The following is a 15612-nucleotide window of genomic DNA, read 5'->3' as shown; positions in this document are numbered from 1 at the left end:
GTTCATCCATTTGGCCTTCTTGGCACTATTACTCAGAAGATCGTGAACAGGTTCTCAGACACCGCCGAGCGCGGCTGGTGCTGACGCCTTATGAATCTCTAATCTCCAATCCCAAATCCCCGCCCCAAACTCACAACGCCCAACGCACCCCGATCAGATACTGCCGCGGTACACCGGGTGCGAGAAACCGGGCCGGCCCGGTTTCTACTGGCGCATCTTGCGGGCGCGCCAGTTCACCCTCGGGGAACACGTCTTCAGCCACTGCGGCATACGTGGCGTACTGGCGGTCGAACACATTGTCGATCCGCGCAAACAGCGAGAGCCGTTCGCTGAGTTGCCAGCGCGCCTGCAGATCCACCAAGGCATAACCGGCGGTGCCGATGTCGATACGTTCAGGTGCGGGCTCGCCGTCTTCGGCGTTATCGACCTGGCCGTCTTCGTTACCGCTGGCCACGCGCCCGGACACCGCGCGTAACCCCGCACCCAGCGTCAGTGCATCGCCCTGCCATTCAACCCCGAGCTTGAGGTTGTGCCGCGGCAGTGCGGCAATGCGCAACCCCGGGCGCAAGGTAATCACGCGTTCGCCGGAGAGCAGCTCGCCGTCGCTGCGGTAGGTCGCATCCAGATAGCTGTAGCCGGCCGACCACTGCCAGGCGCCCGCCTGAAACCGCATTGCCGCATCGGCGCCCTGATAGCGGGTGCGCCCCACGTTGTCGAAATAACCCAGTTGGGTGTCCGGTGCGCGCAGGAACAGGATGTCGTCGCGGTTGTCGGCACGGTACACCGACAAGGTGACATTGCTTTCTTGCGAAGGCGCCCAGCGCGCACCCAGCTCGTAGGTGCGCGAGATGATCTGCTCCAGCCGCGGGTCGGCCTGCAGCCCGGTTGGCAGACGGCACGGTTGGGTAGGGTCCGCGCAACCCAGCTCGATGGCGGTGGGTGCGCGGCTGTTCTGCGCGACCGAGCCATACACGGTGAGCCCCTCATGCACGCGATGGGTAAGGCCCAGCGATGGATTGGCCTTGGCATACACGAAGCGCTCGCGCGGGCGGTCGCCGTCCTCGGCGGTGGAGAGAATGTTGTCCACGGTGACGTGATTCCAGCGCACCGCGGCGGTGAGATGGGTGGCTGCATCCAGCGCCCAGGTGTCGGCAACGAACACGCCCAGCGTCTTGGTGCTGCCGCGTACGCCGGAGAAGAACGCGCGTTCGGCATCCTGATCAGCGGCAACCGAGCGGTCTGGCTGCACCCAGCCCTCGCGGGCGAATTGCTGGTAACGCACATGGCCGCGATCGAAGGTGGCACCGGTGCTGAGCGCATGGGCGCCCCATTGCTTGCTCACATTCACCGCCACGCCCTGCGCTTCCTGGCGCATCTGGGTGGTGTTGAGCGCGCCGGTGGGCAAGGTATCGGCATCGGCGCGCGCGACGTCGCAATCGGCATCCAGCGCAGTGCCGTCGGCGGCATAGCCGGAGGCGCACTCTTCGACGAACTCCTCGTAGTCTTCGCCGATGTCGCCATTGACGGTGTCACGCCGGCCCACCCGCGAGTAGGCCAATGCATGCAGCGCGGTGTCCGCATCGAAGCGGTGATCCAGCTGCGCGGTGAACAAGGTATTGCGGTTGCGGGTGAGGTCGGGCGAGGTATAGACCGCGCGGCGGTCGGCACGGTACAGGCCCGGCCTGCGGCCGTCGTCGGTGTAGCTTGTGTCCGGCAGCAAGCCGTTGCCGATCAGGCGGCTGCGCCCCTGCAGCACCGACAGGCTCCAGTCGGTCTGCTCGCCCTGCTTGCCGACCTTGCTGAACACCGTTCCCAGCCGGCCTTCGGACGCATCGCGCCAGCCGTTTTCATCGAAGCCGGTGACCGCAACAAATCCATGCCAGCCGTCGTTGCCGGCAATGCCGTAGCTGGCATCCAGACGCTTGCGCGCGCCGCTGCCGATGCTGAGCTCGCCTTGTGCGCCGGGCGCGGTCAGCCCCGAGGCGGTGGTGAGCACCACCGCACCGCCGAGCGTGTTGGGGCCAAACAACGGATTGGAACCGGGCATGAGTGTGACCGCATTGATCGCCGCTTCGGGCAGCATGTCCCAGCTGACGATGTCGGCGAAGGGTTCATTGAAGCGCACGCCATCCAGATACACCGACACGCCCTGCGAGGCACCCGGCAACGCGGAGGCGCGGAAGCCGTGGAAGGTGAGATCGTTCTGGAACGCACTGCCCTGCACGTCATTGCCATCCACGCCGACGAAACGCCGCTGCAGCAGATCGCCCAGGTTGTTGCTGCGCCCGCGCGAGAGTTCGGCGCGGTTGGCCGATTGCACCATGTAGGGCAGCTGCGCGGCATCAATGGTGGTGCCGGGGATCGGTGTGGCGGTCACTTCGATGCGATCCAGCCAGGTCACCTGCGGCGCCTCGGCCGCGATGCCCATCCCCGGCCCCGCCAGCAGCGCTATCGCGCATGCACCCGCCAACGTCTTCCGCTGCATTTTCGTTGCCCTGCACTTGCCTGCTGCCATGCTGGTCTCCTCAATAAAGCACGATCGATTTGATGCCGCGCGCCGCACGCAGATCCGCCAGCGCCTGATTGATGTCGTCCAATGCCAGCGTGCGCGTGATCAGCGGTGCAAGCTGCAGATCGCCACGCAGATACCGCTCCACATAACCGGGCAGTTCGCTGCGGCCCTTGACCCCGCCAAAGGCGCTGCCGCGCCACACCCGCCCGGTGACCAGCTGAAACGGCCGCGTGCTGATTTCCTGCGCACCATCGGCGACGCCGAGGATGACGCTCTCGCCCCAGCCCTTGTGGCAGCACTCCAGCGCCGCGCGCATTGCACCGACATCGCCAATACATTCGAAACTGTGGTCCGCGCCGCCGTCGGTAAGATCCACAATCACCTGCTGGATCGGCGCGCCGTAGTCGCGTGGGTCCAGGCAGTCGGTAGCGCCCAGCGCGCGTGCCAAGGCGAATTTGCCTGGGTCGATATCCACCACGATGATGCGCCCGGCCTGCGCCAGCACCGCGCCCTGGATCACCGACAAACCGATGCCGCCCAGGCCGAATACCGCCACGCAATCGCCAGGGCGCACGTGGATGCTGTTGAGCACCGCGCCCACGCCGGTGGTGACCGTGCAGCCGAGCAGGCAGACCTGATCCAGCGGCGCATCCGGATGGATCCGCGCCACCGCGATCTCCGGCAGCACCGTGTATTCGGAAAACGTGCTGGTGCCCATGTGATGCAGGATCGGCCGGCCATCCAGCGAGAAGCGGCTGCTGCCATCGGGCATCAGCCCACGCTCCTGGCTGCTGCGAATCGCCTGGCACAGATTGGTGCGGCCGGAGCGGCAGAACTTGCAGACGCCGCATTCGGGCATGTACAGCGGAATCACGTGGTCGCCCACGCGCACGCTGGTCACGCCGATACCCACTTCCTCGACAACCCCGCTGCCTTCCTGGCCCAGGATCGCCGGAAAACTACTGGCCGGGGCATGCGCCAACGCATGCGCATCGCCGTGGCAGATGCCGGTGGCCACCAGGCGCACCAGCACCTCGCCCGGACGTGGCGGCTGCAGGTCCACTTCTTCGATGCTCAGCGGCTGGTGCGGGCCCCAGGCCACCGCGGCGCGTGTCTTCATCCAGCCTCCCGGGCGCGCATCGGCATGCTGCCGCTCAGCGCGCGATCACCACGCCCCACGGCAATTCGCCGACAGGGATCTGTTTGATCTCACGCAACGTGGCGGTGTCGATCACGCTCACCGAGTTGGAGCGGCCGTTGGCCACGTACAGCTTGTCACCAGCCGGGGTCAGCGCCGGATTCCATGGGCGCAGGCCGACCGCGATTTCGGCAATGCCGGCACCGGTGCGGGTGTCGAGCACACTCACGCTGCCAGCGCCGCCATTGGAGGCATACAGGCGCGTGCCATCGGCCGACAAGGTCACCCCGGCGGTGCGCACGCCGGCCGGAATGCTGGCCCGGCGCGTGCGTGTCTGCAGGTCGATCACATCCACCACGTTGGCGGTTTCCTGCGCGATGTACACGCTGTGGCCATCGGGCGCAAAGGCCATGCCACGGGGGTGGCCACTGGTGGCGACCACGCCGCGCGAACTGTGCGTGGCGAGGTCGATCATGTCCATGTCGTTGGAGCCCTCATTGCTGGTGAGCACCCACTTCCCGTCCGGCGTGTAGGCGCAGTGCTCCGGTGCCTGGCCGCGCGTGGCGATCACCTGCTGCACCTTGAACTGGCCAACATCGATCAGCATCACCTGGTTCTGGCCTTCCACGCAGATGGCGAATTGCGTGCCGTCCGGCGACAGCGCGATGCCCTCGGCGTTCTCGCCGATCTCCACGCTGCGCAGCACACGGTCCTGCGTGGTGTCCAGTTCGATCAGGCGGTGATGCTCGGCATCGATCAGATACAGCTGCCCTTGCGGGCCGGGCAATACCTGCTGCAGCCGTTTGCCGAGCGCCCCTTGCGCACTGAGCGTACGCACCACCGTATCGCTGGCGGTGTCGATCACCGACACCGTGCCGCTGCGTTGGTTGGGCACGAAGGCCAGCACCGGCGCAGTCGCCTTGGGCGGCGCGCTGGTGCTGGCTGCAGCGGCAGGCATGGCCGCGGGCGCTGCGCTGTCGCGTTGGCAACCCGCCAACGCCAGCAGCGCGCACAACACGCCTGCGCTGATTCCCCAACGGTGCCGCGCGGCCGCTGCCGTCATTGCGCCTTGCCCGCGGTCTTGTTGATGGAGTGGATGAAGGCCAGCAGTTTTTCGGTATCACCCGGCTTGAGCACCGGTGCGAACGGCGGCATCTGCCCCACCACCTTTTCATGGCCGATGCGGGTCTTGCCGTGGGTGATCATCGCCGCGGTGCCCTCGCTGATCAGTGCACGCAAGGTGTCGTCATCGCTGCCGTACACCCAGATGTCGTTGGTCAGCGGCGGGCACATGCCACCGCCGCCGGTGCCGCCATGGCAGGCGTTGCAGCCGGCGGAGAAATAGATCTTCTTGCCTTCGGCAATGAGCTCGGGCGTGACCTTGACCTCGGGCCCCTTCGGGATCGGCACCACTGCGGCGGGCGGCGCGGGCGGCGTGGCCGGGTCCGGCGCAGGCCCGGCAGCTGGTGCAGCGGCCGGCGTGCCCGGTGCGGGCGCTGCGACATCGGCAGCCGGCGCCGGTATGCCGGCCGCAGGCGGCGTGTCGGCGGCGGGTGCTGGCGGTGCGTCCTTGCCGCAGGCGGCCAGCAGCACACTGATCAACAACGCGCACAGCGGTGCGCGCAGGGAACGATCGAAACGACGGGCAGTAACCTTGCGCATGAACGAACCTTTCTGACAATCGGAGGGAACACCGCGCACCCCTTGCACGCGGTGGATGACGCACTTATTGGGTGGTGCTGCGCTTGCCAGGTGCCAGCAGCGCGGCCAATGCCGCATCGCCGCGCTCCTGCGCCAAGGTCGCAGCGGTCTTACCGTCGCGATTGCGCGCAGCCGGGTCGGCACCGGCGGCCAGCAAGCGCTTGGCCGTCGCTTCGCGGCCGGAGGCAGCCGCCAGCATCAAGGCGGTGACGCCGGCCTGGTTGGCGCCACGTGCATCGGCGCCGTGCTTCAGCAATGCATCCAGAATGGCCGGGTCCTCGCGCGGTACTGCAAACATCACCGGCGTAAATCCGGTGCGGTTGGCGCCACGTGCCTTGGCGCCGGCTTTCAGCAAGGCCTCCACCACTCCGACGTCGGCGTACGACACCGCCAGCTCCAGCGCGTTCCAGCCATCGCTGGACACGGTGTCCAGTGGCGCGCGGCGGGCGAGTAGCCGTTGCACGCTGTCCGCATCGTTGCCCCAGGCGGCCTTCATCAAGGCGGTCCAGCCGTTGCCATCACGCGCGTCCAGGCGTGCGCCGGCGTCGATCAGCAGGCCAACCAGGTCCGGTTCCTGATTGCGGATGGCCTGGTGCAACGGCGGCTCGCCCAGCAGGTTGGGCTGGTTGGCATCGGCGCCATGGCGTAGCAACCACGCTGCACGCAGCGCATCGCCGGCATCCAGCGCGTGGGCCAGTTCCTGGTTCGGGTCTGCGCCATCGGCAATGCGTAGCTGCAGTTGGGCCAGCTCCTGCGAGGACGTCGCGGCATTGGTGCTCTTCGGTGCGGACGTGGGTGTGACATACGGCCCATGCGATGCCAGATCGCCAGCCACGATGCAGTCCGCACAGCGCACCAGCGGCACGTGATAGCTGCGCAGAATTTCATCGATCTTGCCGGCGCTCTGCTGCAGGGCCGTGTTCAGCGCATCGCGCAGTGCCGCGTTCTTGCGCGCCACGGCCCAGGCCATCGAATACTCCAGCACCGCATCGTCGATGGTGTTGAGCGGCACCATGCCAAGGTTGTTGCGTGCGGCGTAGTACCCAGCCACCGGTCCCCAGGATTCGGCCGCATCCAGCTCACCGGCGGCAACGCGCTCGACCAGCTTGCCGGGATGTTCTTCCGGCGCGGTAGCCGAGTCGTAGAACAGGTATTGCACCTCGCCCGACACGCCATGTTCGTACAAGGCCTGACGGGCGGGCGAACTCTGGAACACGCCCAGCCGCAGTTTTTTCAGGGCCGGGTCGTCGAGCGAGGTGGGCACCAGGTCCAGGCCCTTGCGCGTGACCAGCACATAGGGCGAGCGATACAGCGGCCGTGTGGTCAGGCCCATTTCGAAATCGCTGTTGAGGTCCATCAACACATCGCAGCGGCCGGCATTGATGGTGCTGCGTGCCAGACCGCGCTGGTAATAGGTGCGCCATTCGTATTCCAGCCGGCGGCCCATGGCCTCGGCCACGACCTGCGCAATCTTGTTCTGGAAGCCTTCGCCAGCCTTGTTGGACAACGGCATGTTGCCCGGGTCCGCGCATACGCGCAGCACCGACGGATCGGCGGCGGGCGGCGGCGGCGTGGACGCTGGCGCCGGCGACGCAGTGGGCGTGGCCGGCGCAGCATCGGAATGAGAAGCGCGAGCCGTCGGTGAGGACGGCTCGCGTGTGCAACCTGCGGCGACGAGTCCGAGGCTGCACCCCACCAGCACCATGCACAGGTGCCGGGTGAGGCCACGCACGCCGGCAGTGACCTGCCGGTGTGCGTGCCGAACGCCTTGCAGATGCATCATCGTGCGGTCTTCGCTGCTGCGTTGGCGGTGCCGCCACCTGCGGCCGCCGTGGCGGTCGCACTGGCGGTCACGGTCTTGCCTGCACCATCGATGCGGAAGGTATGCACCATGCCGCCGAGCGGGATCTTGTCGAAACCGGCGCCAAACGCCAGCCCCGCAGCACCCAACGCGCCGTACGGATCCGCCGGATCCAGACCTGCCGCCACCGGCAACCCAATCCAGCCGCCGATGCCGGAGAACACCGCCACGTACTGGTGACCATTGGCCTTGTAGGCGATCGGGTTGCCGATGATGCCGGAGGGCAACTTCATCTCCCACAGCTTCTTGCCGGTGTCCTTGTCCACTGCGCGGAACCAGCCATCCAGCGTGCCGTAGAACACCAGCCCGCCATCGGTGACCAGGGTGCCGCTCCACACCGGGAACTTCTCCTTGATCTCCCACTTGGACTTGCCTTCCACCACGTCGAACGCCTTGACGATACCCAGTGCGCCGGGCTCGTTGGGCTTCATCATCACGTTGGCGAACACATACGGCAGGCCCATCATGGTGTTACCGCGTTCCTGCGGCTCAAGCTCCATGTGCCAGTTGTTGGTGCCGCAGAAGAACACCGCCGAATTGGCCGGATCCACCGAGCACGGCTGCTGGTCCTTGCCGCCCATTGCCGACGGGAACGCCTGCACTTTCTTGCCGCGTTCCAGTGGCGAATGCGCAGCCACCTTCACCGGGCGGCCGGTCTTCATGTCGATGCGTTCGGCCCAGTTGGCCGGCACGAACTTGTGCGCGCGCAGCAGCGTGCCGTCGCGGCGATCGAGCACGTAGGCAAAGCCGTTGCGATCGAATTGCACCACCGAGGGAACTTCCTTGCCGTCGATGGTCAGGTCGACCAGGATCGGCTCGTTGATACCGTCGTAATCCCACTGGTCGAACGGGGTTTTCTGATAGCCCCACACCGCTTCGCCGGTGTCGATCTTGCGTGCGAACAAGGTCATCGACCACTTGTTGTCATGCTCGCCGTTGTTGCATTCCTCGTGCGAGGTCTTGCCGCAGCGGTACGAAGGGCTCCACAGCCCCGGGTTGCCGGTGCCGTAGTAGAGCAACTTCAGCTTCGGGTCGTAGCTGTACCAGCCCCAGGCCGCACCGCCGCCGCGCTTCCATTCGTCGTTGGGAAAGGTCTTCACGCCCAGATCGCCGAGCTGCCCATGTTGCGGGTTGGCCTTGTTGAAATCGGCGCCCAGGCAGATGGATTTGTCGGTGCCAGCGGCATCGCAGGACCACGCCTGCTTACCATCGGCCAGGTTGTAGGCGGCCACGCGCCCAAGCACGCCGAACTCGTTGCCGCTGATGCCGGCGATCACTTTGCCGTCGGCAATGATCGGCGCCATGGTGATGGTTTCGCCCTTGTCGGGGTGGCCGAGTTTCTGCTTCCACACTTCCTTGCCGGTCTTGGCATCGAGCGCGATCACATCGCCACTCAGGCTGCCGAATACCAGCTTGCCATCGGCATACGATGCGCCGCGGTTGACCGTGTCGCAGCACGCCACTGCCACCGAGCGTTCGTCCTGCTGCGGGGTGTATTTCCACAACACCTTGCCGCCGTCGTCCTGCGATGCCAGGTCGATCGCGTACACGTTGTTCGGATACGCGCTGACCATGTACATGATGCTGCCGATCACCAGCGGCTGGCCTTCGTGGCCGCGCGTGGCGTCGGTCTTCATTTCCCACGACATCTTGAGGTTCTTGACGTTGTCGCGATTGATCTCCGCCAACGGGCTGTGGCGGGTCAAGGCAAAGTCGCGACCGACACCGCCCCAGTTATCCGGGTTGCTGGCGTTGGTGGCGAATTCGCCATCGGTATCGACCACTGCGGCCGCCGGCGCCGCTGCGGCAGGCGCCGCCGTTTGCGCAGGAGCGGCAGGTTCGGCCGGCGTGTCTTTCTTGCAGCCGGCCAGCACAGCGCTCAGTGCAAGCATGAGCAACACGCCGCCACGCGCGCTGCGACAGGAAGATTGGTGCATTGCGTCTACCCCTCTCGATTGAACAACCCGTTGGTTGAAGCATCCCGAGGCGCCGGCGTGACAGCGGCCGATCGCATCGCAGACGTCGGAAACGTCGAGGGAGATAGAGCAAAGCCCATGCCAGCGCACTGGTGCGCTGCACCACGTCGCGCTGACGCGGCTTTCACGTTGGTGACGCGGGCTGGTCCATCGCAGGTGTCACGGATATGGCACAGTTTGCGCCGTGCGTGCTGTGACACGGATGGAGCAGTTCGTTATAGAAGGCTTGCTGTTGGCTGTTATGGCTGGGCGTGGTGCCGGCCATTTCTGCCATCTTCTTCGATCACTGAGCTCGCCCGTAGCAGGATTGGCAGCACTACATGGTGTGGGCCTGCCATTCGGGCGCGGGATCACATCCAGGCGCGTCGCCGATGTCCAGCAACCAATCGCCCAAACGTCGGCCAGGTGCGCCTCCCCGCCGGACAGCTACATCGATGCCAGCGGTGCGGCGGCGAGGCGTGCTTCGCCCTAGGTGCATCACGGACAGCCTGGCCGGGCAACGCCAGCCGCTGGCGACATGGGTGGTCGGTGCGTTGCCGACCGACGCCAGCGCATTGCCGGCCAGTGTGTCGATCGACGACCTTCGCCGCCTGTTCGCCGAGCCGGCCTGCAGTTCCTGCGCCATCGCCCGGGCATGCGGCTGCCGGACACGGCCGGCGAAGACACTGCAACGATCTATCTCTAACGAGCTCTTTGCCGAAAGTCGCCCTAGGAATTAGTCAGCGAAGCCGGGACGTCCAGGCGTCGAATCAGCATCAGCTGCCGCGCCCGACCAGCAAGACGGGGGGCTAACCCTGCCACTGCGCCAGCAGCTGCGCGCAGTCGCGCAGGCGCCAATCGGCCAGGCCCGGCCACGGGTCGCCCGGCGTGTTGACCAGGACGGTGCAGGCACCCACCGCGCGGCCGCAGGCCAGGTCATTGCAGTGGTCGCCCACCATCACCAGCGCGCTGCCTTCCACCGCCCAGCGGCGCTCGAAGTACTGCAACCCGTCCGGGGCGGGCTTGGGTGCGGCCTCGTCGCGGCCGACGATGTCGTCCCAGGCAAAGGCATCGCCCAGCCCGATCGCCTGCAAGGTCACCTGCGCCAGCGCGCGGGCATTGCGCGTCAGCAGGCCCAGCCGGCAGCCGCTTGCCTGCAGCGCACGCACCAGCGCCACCGCGCCCGGCGCAGCACGCGCGCCTTCGGCCAGCGCGCGTTCGTGCTCCAGCAGCCAAGCATGCTTGGCCTGCGACTGCGCCGCAGGCAACGCGGCAAGGTGATGCAGGATGTCCGCCTCGGGCGGAATCTGCAGTTCTTTGCGGATCAGCGCGAAGTCGTGCACAGCTTCGGTCAGGGTGCCGTCCATGTCGAACACCCAATGCCGGCAGCTGCGCAAGGCCGGTGCAGCCCCTGCCGGAACGGTGCCATCCATGCGCTACTTCCAGCCCGGCAGTTGGGTGGTATCCAGCCCCCCCACCTCGAACTCGGCTGTGCGCGTGCCGCCGGCCTTGACCGGAAACGCGATGCTGATGCGCTTGGCGCTGCGCACCAGTTTCCATAATGCTTTGTCGTCGTCGATAAACATGGCGATCGCCTCGTCGGTGTCGGGGCGATGTGCGGCCATCGGGCGCGCCGCGCCACCGTCCACCGACACCTGTACCTTGCAGCCGCGGTAGCAATTGAAGTCGCCGGCCTTGAGCACGAGATAGCTATGGCGCTTCCACTGTGGATGGTCGCGAAACACCAGGCTCACCGGCTTGGGGCCGCTGCCATCCACGTCCACGCGCTCCTTGGCATCGATCATCGCCGAGCGCTGCGTGCCGCCCTTGGCCGGCACCTGCGAGTACTGCCACAGCGCCTGCATGCGGCGCAGCTCGCGCGCCTGCTCGCCCTTGGCCTTGATCTCGGCATAGCCGGCTTCCACGCGGGTGGCGGCCGGCGTGCCGGCGTAGCCTTCCAGCAGGGCCGCGCCATGCGCGCGCGCCATGTCCCAGTTCTGTGCCTGCACCGCTGCGTCGTACTGCTTGGCCAATGCATCGGCCTCGTGTGCCTTGGCCTGCGCCTGCGCGGCCGCCTGCGCCTGGCGTTGCGCCTCGCGATCGGTGCAGCCACTCAGCGCCGCGACGCACAGGGCCGCACTCAACAGATATTTCATCGTCGACTCCAGGGCAAATTCAATGGCAACGATACCAGCCTGCCCCGATGGAATTGATCAAGGGCATGGGCGTATCGCGGTGACGGCAGCACCCGCGATCACACGGGGCGACCAAGCACCGTAGGAGCGCACTTGTGCGCGATCGGGCTTTACCGGGAACGCCTCATCGCGCGCAAGCGCGCTCCTACGGAGCGTGGAGCGTTTGAGGGTGCGGTATTGCCTGCGCAAGAGCCCACGCTTTTCGTAGGAGCGCACTTGTGCGCGACGGGCTTTACCGGGAATGCCTCATCGCGCGCGAGCGCGCTCCTACGATGGCGATTGCGCACGCGCGAGACCGATGAAACAACGGGAGGGCGTAGGCATCGCCCTCCCCGGCCATTACGGCTGCGCTGGTCGCGCGGCCTTGGACTTGACCATTACGGCTGCGCTGGCGGCGCAGCCTTGGCCTTGGCGATCATCTCGGCCACCGAGGCGGTGGTGATCGGGTGATAGCTCGGCTTGGCCTTTTCGAAGGCCTGCTCGGCGAAGGCGATGCCGTCCGGGGTCTTCAGCAGCTCGGCATAGATCGGCAGCACCAGCTTGCGACGGCCCACGCGTTCGATGAACTCGCCCGCGGCCGGGCGTGCATCGGTGTAGCCGCTGCGGATCGCCAGCGGATACCAGCGCATTGCGATCTCGCCGTTGGGCGTGCCGGTGAAGTGGTAAGCATCGTCCAGCTGCTTGAGCTGTTCCGGCTTCAAGGTAGCGCCCATGCCGCTGAGGAAATGCACCCATTCCTGCGTGCCCCACTCGCCGGTGACCTGCTTGCTCGGCAAGGTGCCGCTGCCGCTCCAGGCGATGCGCGCGGTGTCCACGATCGAGAAACTGCGCGAGCGCGCCTTGGCCGCAAATGCCGGGATGCCCGGCTGCTTCAACCAGGCGTCCACTTCGGCGGCGCTCACCGTGTTGGGATGCTTGGCCAGCAGGTTCTTGTTGAGATAGTCGACGAACTGGTCGGTGGTTGCACTCTGGAACGCATGGTCATCGAACCAGCCACGCAGGAACGGGTCGAACACCTCGCGCCCGAAGCGCTGTTCCAGGAACTGCAGGAACCACGCGCCCTTGACGTAGGCCACCTGGCTCAGCGCTTCATCCGGGTCGCGCTCGGCCAGCGGCGGCAGCGCCAGGGCCTGGTCGGCAGGCGCCATGCCCTTCACTTCGGCCAGCAGGTCGCCCTGGTCGATCTCGCGCTCCATCTCGGCCATCTCGTTGCCGTACAGCGCTTCGGTAATGCGGCCCTGCACGTAGGTGGTGAACCCCTCGTTGAGCCAGATGTCCTTCCAGCTCGCATTGGTCACCAGGTTGCCCGACCAGCTATGCGCCAGCTCGTGCGCCACCAGCGACACCAGCGACTTGTCGCCCACGATCACCGTCGGCGTGGCGAAGGTCAGGCGCGGGTTCTCCATGCCACCGAACGGGAACGACGGCGGCAGCACCAGCATGTCGTAACGGCCCCAGCGATACGGGCCGTAGAGTTTTTCGGCGGCACCGATCATCTTCTCGGTGTCTTCGAATTCCTTGGCGGCCTTGTCGGCCATGCTCGGCTCGGCCCACACGCCCGAGCGCGTGGAGATCGGCTTGAACACCACGTCGCCGGCAGCGATCGCCAGCAGATACGAGGGAATCGGCTCGGGCATCTTGAAGCTGTAGTCACCGTCGCGTGCGGCCTTGGGGTCGTTGTCGGCGCTCATCAGCACCATCACGTCCGGGCGCGAGGTCACGTGCGCGCTATAGGTGAAGCGCACGCTCGGGGTGTCCTGCAGCGGCACCCAGCTGCGCGCATGGATTGCCTGCGACTGGCTGAACATGAAAGGCAGTTGCTTGCCTTCGGTCATCGCCGGCTCCAACCACTGCAGGCCCGATGCGGTGGGCGCGGTGTGGTAGGTGATGACGACCTTGGCCGGCTGGTTGGGGGTTTCGATGGTGAGCTTGCTGCCGAAGGTCTTGTCGGCCGGCGCCAGCGCGAACTGCAGTGGCGACAGCGTGCCCTTGCCATCGTCGGCCTGCACCTGGGCGATGCTGAGCTCGCGCGTATCCAGCACCAGCTGCTTGGCGGCCTTGTCCTTCCAGTCCAGCGTGTAGGTGGCGGTGCCGCCGATCTGCTTGGCGTCGAAATCCAGCTTCAGGTCCAGCGCCAGGTCCTTGATGACCACCAGCTGCGGCTGGGCGTAGGAGCTTTCGTCGTGGTTGCGGGCGTCTGCTTTCACGGGAGCCTTGGCGGTGGCGGCCGGGGCGGCGGCAGTGGACGCCGGCGGCGTGGATTCGTTGGAACAGCCGGCCAATGCAATGGACACGGCCAGGGACAGCGACAGGAACGGGAAGCGCATCGACGGCACCACAGCAAAGGAATTGGTCATTTTAGCGCCCTCGCCCGGCCGCTGCCCGTGCCGCAGCGGGCCGATCACACCACCGGATGGCTGCGCGGGGCGTCGTGGCCGTCGCGCACCAGCCGCCGGCCACCGGAGAACTTGGCGCGGTACATCGCCGCATCCGCACGCCGATACAGCTCGGTGGCGTCGATCCCCACCTCGCACACCGCACTGCCGGCGCTCACGTGCAGCGGCGCCTCTTCGGCATCTTCGCGCTCCAGCATCGACAGCCACTGATTGAGCTTGAGCGTGGCTTCGTCTTCGGAGGCATGCACGCCGATCAGGAATTCGTCGCCGCCCCAGCGGCCGATCCAGTCCTGCGCACCCAGCCAGCCGTAGGCCGATTCGACCAGGCGCACCAGCACGCGGTCGCCGGCCAGGTGGCCGAAGCGGTCGTTGATCGGCTTGAGGTTGTCCATGTCCAGCACGAACAGCACGAACGGCCAGCCTTCGCGTTGCGCGGCGGTCACCGAATCGCGCATGGCCTGCTCGCAACCGCGGCGATTCAGGGCTTCGGTAAGCGGGTCGAACAGCGCGTGCCGCTTGAGATCGCGCATGCCCGCGTCGATGCCGCGCAGGCTGCGGTTGATGCCGCGCAACAGGCGGCCCAGTTCGTCATCGCCGTGCTCGGGCAGCGTGGGCAAGCGTTGATCGGCGTAGTACGCATCCAGCGCATCGGCGGCGATGCGCAGCGGCGCCAGCAAGCGATACAGCGCCGAGAGCGTCAATGCAGTGCCAGCCAGCGTGGCCAGCAAGGCCACGATCACCACCGACCACAGCGGCCGCCCGTCCAGCTCGCTTTGCGCGGCCAGCCAAGCGATCAGCAACAACAGAGGCAGATGGATGCCGACGAACGTCACCGCCAACAGCTTGGCGCTGAAGGAGCGGGGAAACAGGCGCGACAGCCCGGCGTACAAGCGCATCCATGTCTCCGGCAAAAAGAACGCCTAGTGTCGCCGACGGTTTGTGGAGCCAACGCGACGGGTGTCTCAAAATTCCGTCGGTGAGCGCGCGCAACTGCGTCGATTCACGCGCGCAAGCGAACCCAAGCGTGCATGCAGCGAGGAGTGCAGTGGAGCGACACCGGCGCGCTGGCACGCGCCGGTCGGTGCATCAGATCTTGTAGCCGGAGTGGATGGCCACGATGCCACCGGTGAGATTCTTGTAGTGGCACCGCGCGAAGCCGGCTTCGCCCATCATGCCCTTGAGCGAATCCTGCGGCGGGTGCTTGCGGATGCTCTCGGCCAGGTACTGGTAACTGTCGGCATCGCGCGCGAACAGCTGGCCCAGCTTGGGCAGGATCTTGAACGAATGGAAGTCGTAGATCGGCTTGAACCAGTCGGCGGTGACTTCGGAAAATTCGAGCACGCGTGCCTGCCCACCCACCTTCAACACGCGGTACATCTCGCGCAGCGCGGCATCCTTGTCGGTGACGTTGCGCAAGCCGAAGGAAATCGTCACCAGGTCGAAGCTCTGATCCGGGAACGGCAGCGCTTCGGCATTGCATTGCACGTAGTCGAAGCCGGCCACCAGGCCGCGGTTGGTCAGGCGGTCGCGGCCCACCGAGAGCATGCCGGCGTTGATATCGCCCAGCACCACCGCGCCTTCATTGCCCACGCGCTCCTTGAGCAGCACGGCGATGTCGCCGGTGCCGCCAGCCAGGTCCAGCACGCGGTCACCCGGCTTCACCTGCGCGGTGGCCACGAAGTAACGCTTCCACGCACGGTGGATGCCCAGGCTCATCAGATCGTTCATCAGGTCGTAGTTGCGCGCGACCGAGGTGAACACTTCGCCGACCAGCTTCTGCTTGTCCTTGGCAGCGACATCGCGAAAGCCGAAATGGGTGGTGCCGGAGGTATAGGGAGATTCGCTCATGGGCGG

11 protein-coding genes are annotated in these 15612 nt (G+C 66.4%); all 11 read right to left on the bottom strand.

Annotated elements, in window-relative coordinates; all coding sequences use genetic code 11:
* Positions 1-130: 130 nt before the first annotated feature.
* The 11 genes from QRM60_RS16370 to ubiE all read right to left on the bottom strand — a co-directional run bounded on the left by QRM60_RS16370 (position 131) and on the right by ubiE (position 15606).
* Complete coding sequence (locus QRM60_RS16370; RefSeq protein WP_285446620.1) at positions 131-2515, bottom strand: TonB-dependent receptor; 2385 nt, start codon at positions 2513-2515, stop codon at positions 131-133.
* Positions 2516-2525: 10 nt separating this feature from the next.
* Complete coding sequence (locus tag QRM60_RS16365; protein ID WP_040940624.1) at positions 2526-3632, bottom strand: S-(hydroxymethyl)glutathione dehydrogenase/class III alcohol dehydrogenase; 1107 nt, start codon at positions 3630-3632, stop codon at positions 2526-2528.
* A gap of 34 nt (positions 3633-3666) precedes the next feature.
* The gene (locus tag QRM60_RS16360; protein ID WP_285446619.1) at positions 3667-4713 is read right to left on the bottom strand and encodes a beta-propeller fold lactonase family protein; all 1047 of its coding nucleotides are present in this window, start codon (positions 4711-4713) and stop codon (positions 3667-3669) included.
* Positions 4710-5351: a c-type cytochrome gene (locus tag QRM60_RS16355; protein WP_285446618.1), complete on the bottom strand. Its 642-nt coding sequence runs from the start codon at positions 5349-5351 to the stop codon at positions 4710-4712. The genes QRM60_RS16360 and QRM60_RS16355 overlap by 4 nt, the downstream gene beginning before the upstream one ends.
* A gap of 25 nt (positions 5352-5376) precedes the next feature.
* Complete coding sequence (locus QRM60_RS16350) at positions 5377-7134, bottom strand: quinoprotein dehydrogenase-associated putative ABC transporter substrate-binding protein (protein ID WP_343237658.1); 1758 nt, start codon at positions 7132-7134, stop codon at positions 5377-5379.
* Positions 7131-9149: a methanol/ethanol family PQQ-dependent dehydrogenase gene (locus QRM60_RS16345; RefSeq protein WP_343237657.1), complete on the bottom strand. Its 2019-nt coding sequence runs from the start codon at positions 9147-9149 to the stop codon at positions 7131-7133. Before QRM60_RS16345 ends, QRM60_RS16350 begins: the two co-directional genes overlap by 4 nt.
* A gap of 827 nt (positions 9150-9976) precedes the next feature.
* Entirely contained in the window at positions 9977-10600 is a 624-nt protein-coding gene (locus QRM60_RS16340) for an HAD family hydrolase (protein WP_285446617.1), read from the bottom strand.
* 3 nt (positions 10601-10603) lie between these two features.
* The gene (locus QRM60_RS16335) at positions 10604-11323 is read right to left on the bottom strand and encodes a hypothetical protein (protein ID WP_285446616.1); all 720 of its coding nucleotides are present in this window, start codon (positions 11321-11323) and stop codon (positions 10604-10606) included.
* Positions 11324-11739: 416 nt separating this feature from the next.
* Positions 11740-13689: a M1 family metallopeptidase gene (locus QRM60_RS16330; protein WP_193725544.1), complete on the bottom strand. Its 1950-nt coding sequence runs from the start codon at positions 13687-13689 to the stop codon at positions 11740-11742.
* Positions 13690-13763: 74 nt separating this feature from the next.
* Positions 13764-14654, bottom strand: a complete 891-nt coding sequence (locus tag QRM60_RS16325) for a GGDEF domain-containing protein (RefSeq protein WP_042597111.1) — start codon at positions 14652-14654, stop codon at positions 13764-13766.
* A 190-nt stretch (positions 14655-14844) separates the two neighbouring features.
* Positions 14845-15606 carry a bifunctional demethylmenaquinone methyltransferase/2-methoxy-6-polyprenyl-1,4-benzoquinol methylase UbiE gene (ubiE, locus tag QRM60_RS16320; protein WP_014509029.1) on the bottom strand — a complete coding sequence of 254 codons (762 nt, stop codon included), beginning with the start codon at positions 15604-15606 and terminating at the stop codon, positions 14845-14847.
* Positions 15607-15612: the final 6 nt, after the last annotated feature.

Origin of the sequence: Xanthomonas sp. fls2-241-TYG-148 (genome assembly GCF_030208815.1) — a bacterium.
GTDB classification, from domain to species: Bacteria; Pseudomonadota; Gammaproteobacteria; order Xanthomonadales; family Xanthomonadaceae; genus Xanthomonas; species Xanthomonas campestris.
Note: the sequence above shows the minus strand (reverse complement) of the source record. Positions and strands in the feature narration are given on the sequence as shown.

Coding starts and splice junctions, on each gene's coding strand:
- QRM60_RS16335 (WP_285446616.1), bottom strand. CDS start 11,323: ATGAAATATCTGTTGAGTGCGGCCCTGTGCGTCGCGGCGCTGAGTGGC.
- QRM60_RS16330 (WP_193725544.1), bottom strand. CDS start 13,689: ATGCGCTTCCCGTTCCTGTCGCTGTCCCTGGCCGTGTCCATTGCATTG.
- QRM60_RS16345 (WP_343237657.1), bottom strand. CDS start 9,149: ATGCACCAATCTTCCTGTCGCAGCGCGCGTGGCGGCGTGTTGCTCATG.
- QRM60_RS16350 (WP_343237658.1), bottom strand. CDS start 7,134: ATGATGCATCTGCAAGGCGTTCGGCACGCACACCGGCAGGTCACTGCC.
- QRM60_RS16325 (WP_042597111.1), bottom strand. CDS start 14,654: ATGCGCTTGTACGCCGGGCTGTCGCGCCTGTTTCCCCGCTCCTTCAGC.
- ubiE (WP_014509029.1), bottom strand. CDS start 15,606: ATGAGCGAATCTCCCTATACCTCCGGCACCACCCATTTCGGCTTTCGC.
- QRM60_RS16365 (WP_040940624.1), bottom strand. CDS start 3,632: ATGAAGACACGCGCCGCGGTGGCCTGGGGCCCGCACCAGCCGCTGAGC.
- QRM60_RS16340 (WP_285446617.1), bottom strand. CDS start 10,600: ATGGATGGCACCGTTCCGGCAGGGGCTGCACCGGCCTTGCGCAGCTGC.
- QRM60_RS16370 (WP_285446620.1), bottom strand. CDS start 2,515: ATGGCAGCAGGCAAGTGCAGGGCAACGAAAATGCAGCGGAAGACGTTG.
- QRM60_RS16360 (WP_285446619.1), bottom strand. CDS start 4,713: ATGACGGCAGCGGCCGCGCGGCACCGTTGGGGAATCAGCGCAGGCGTG.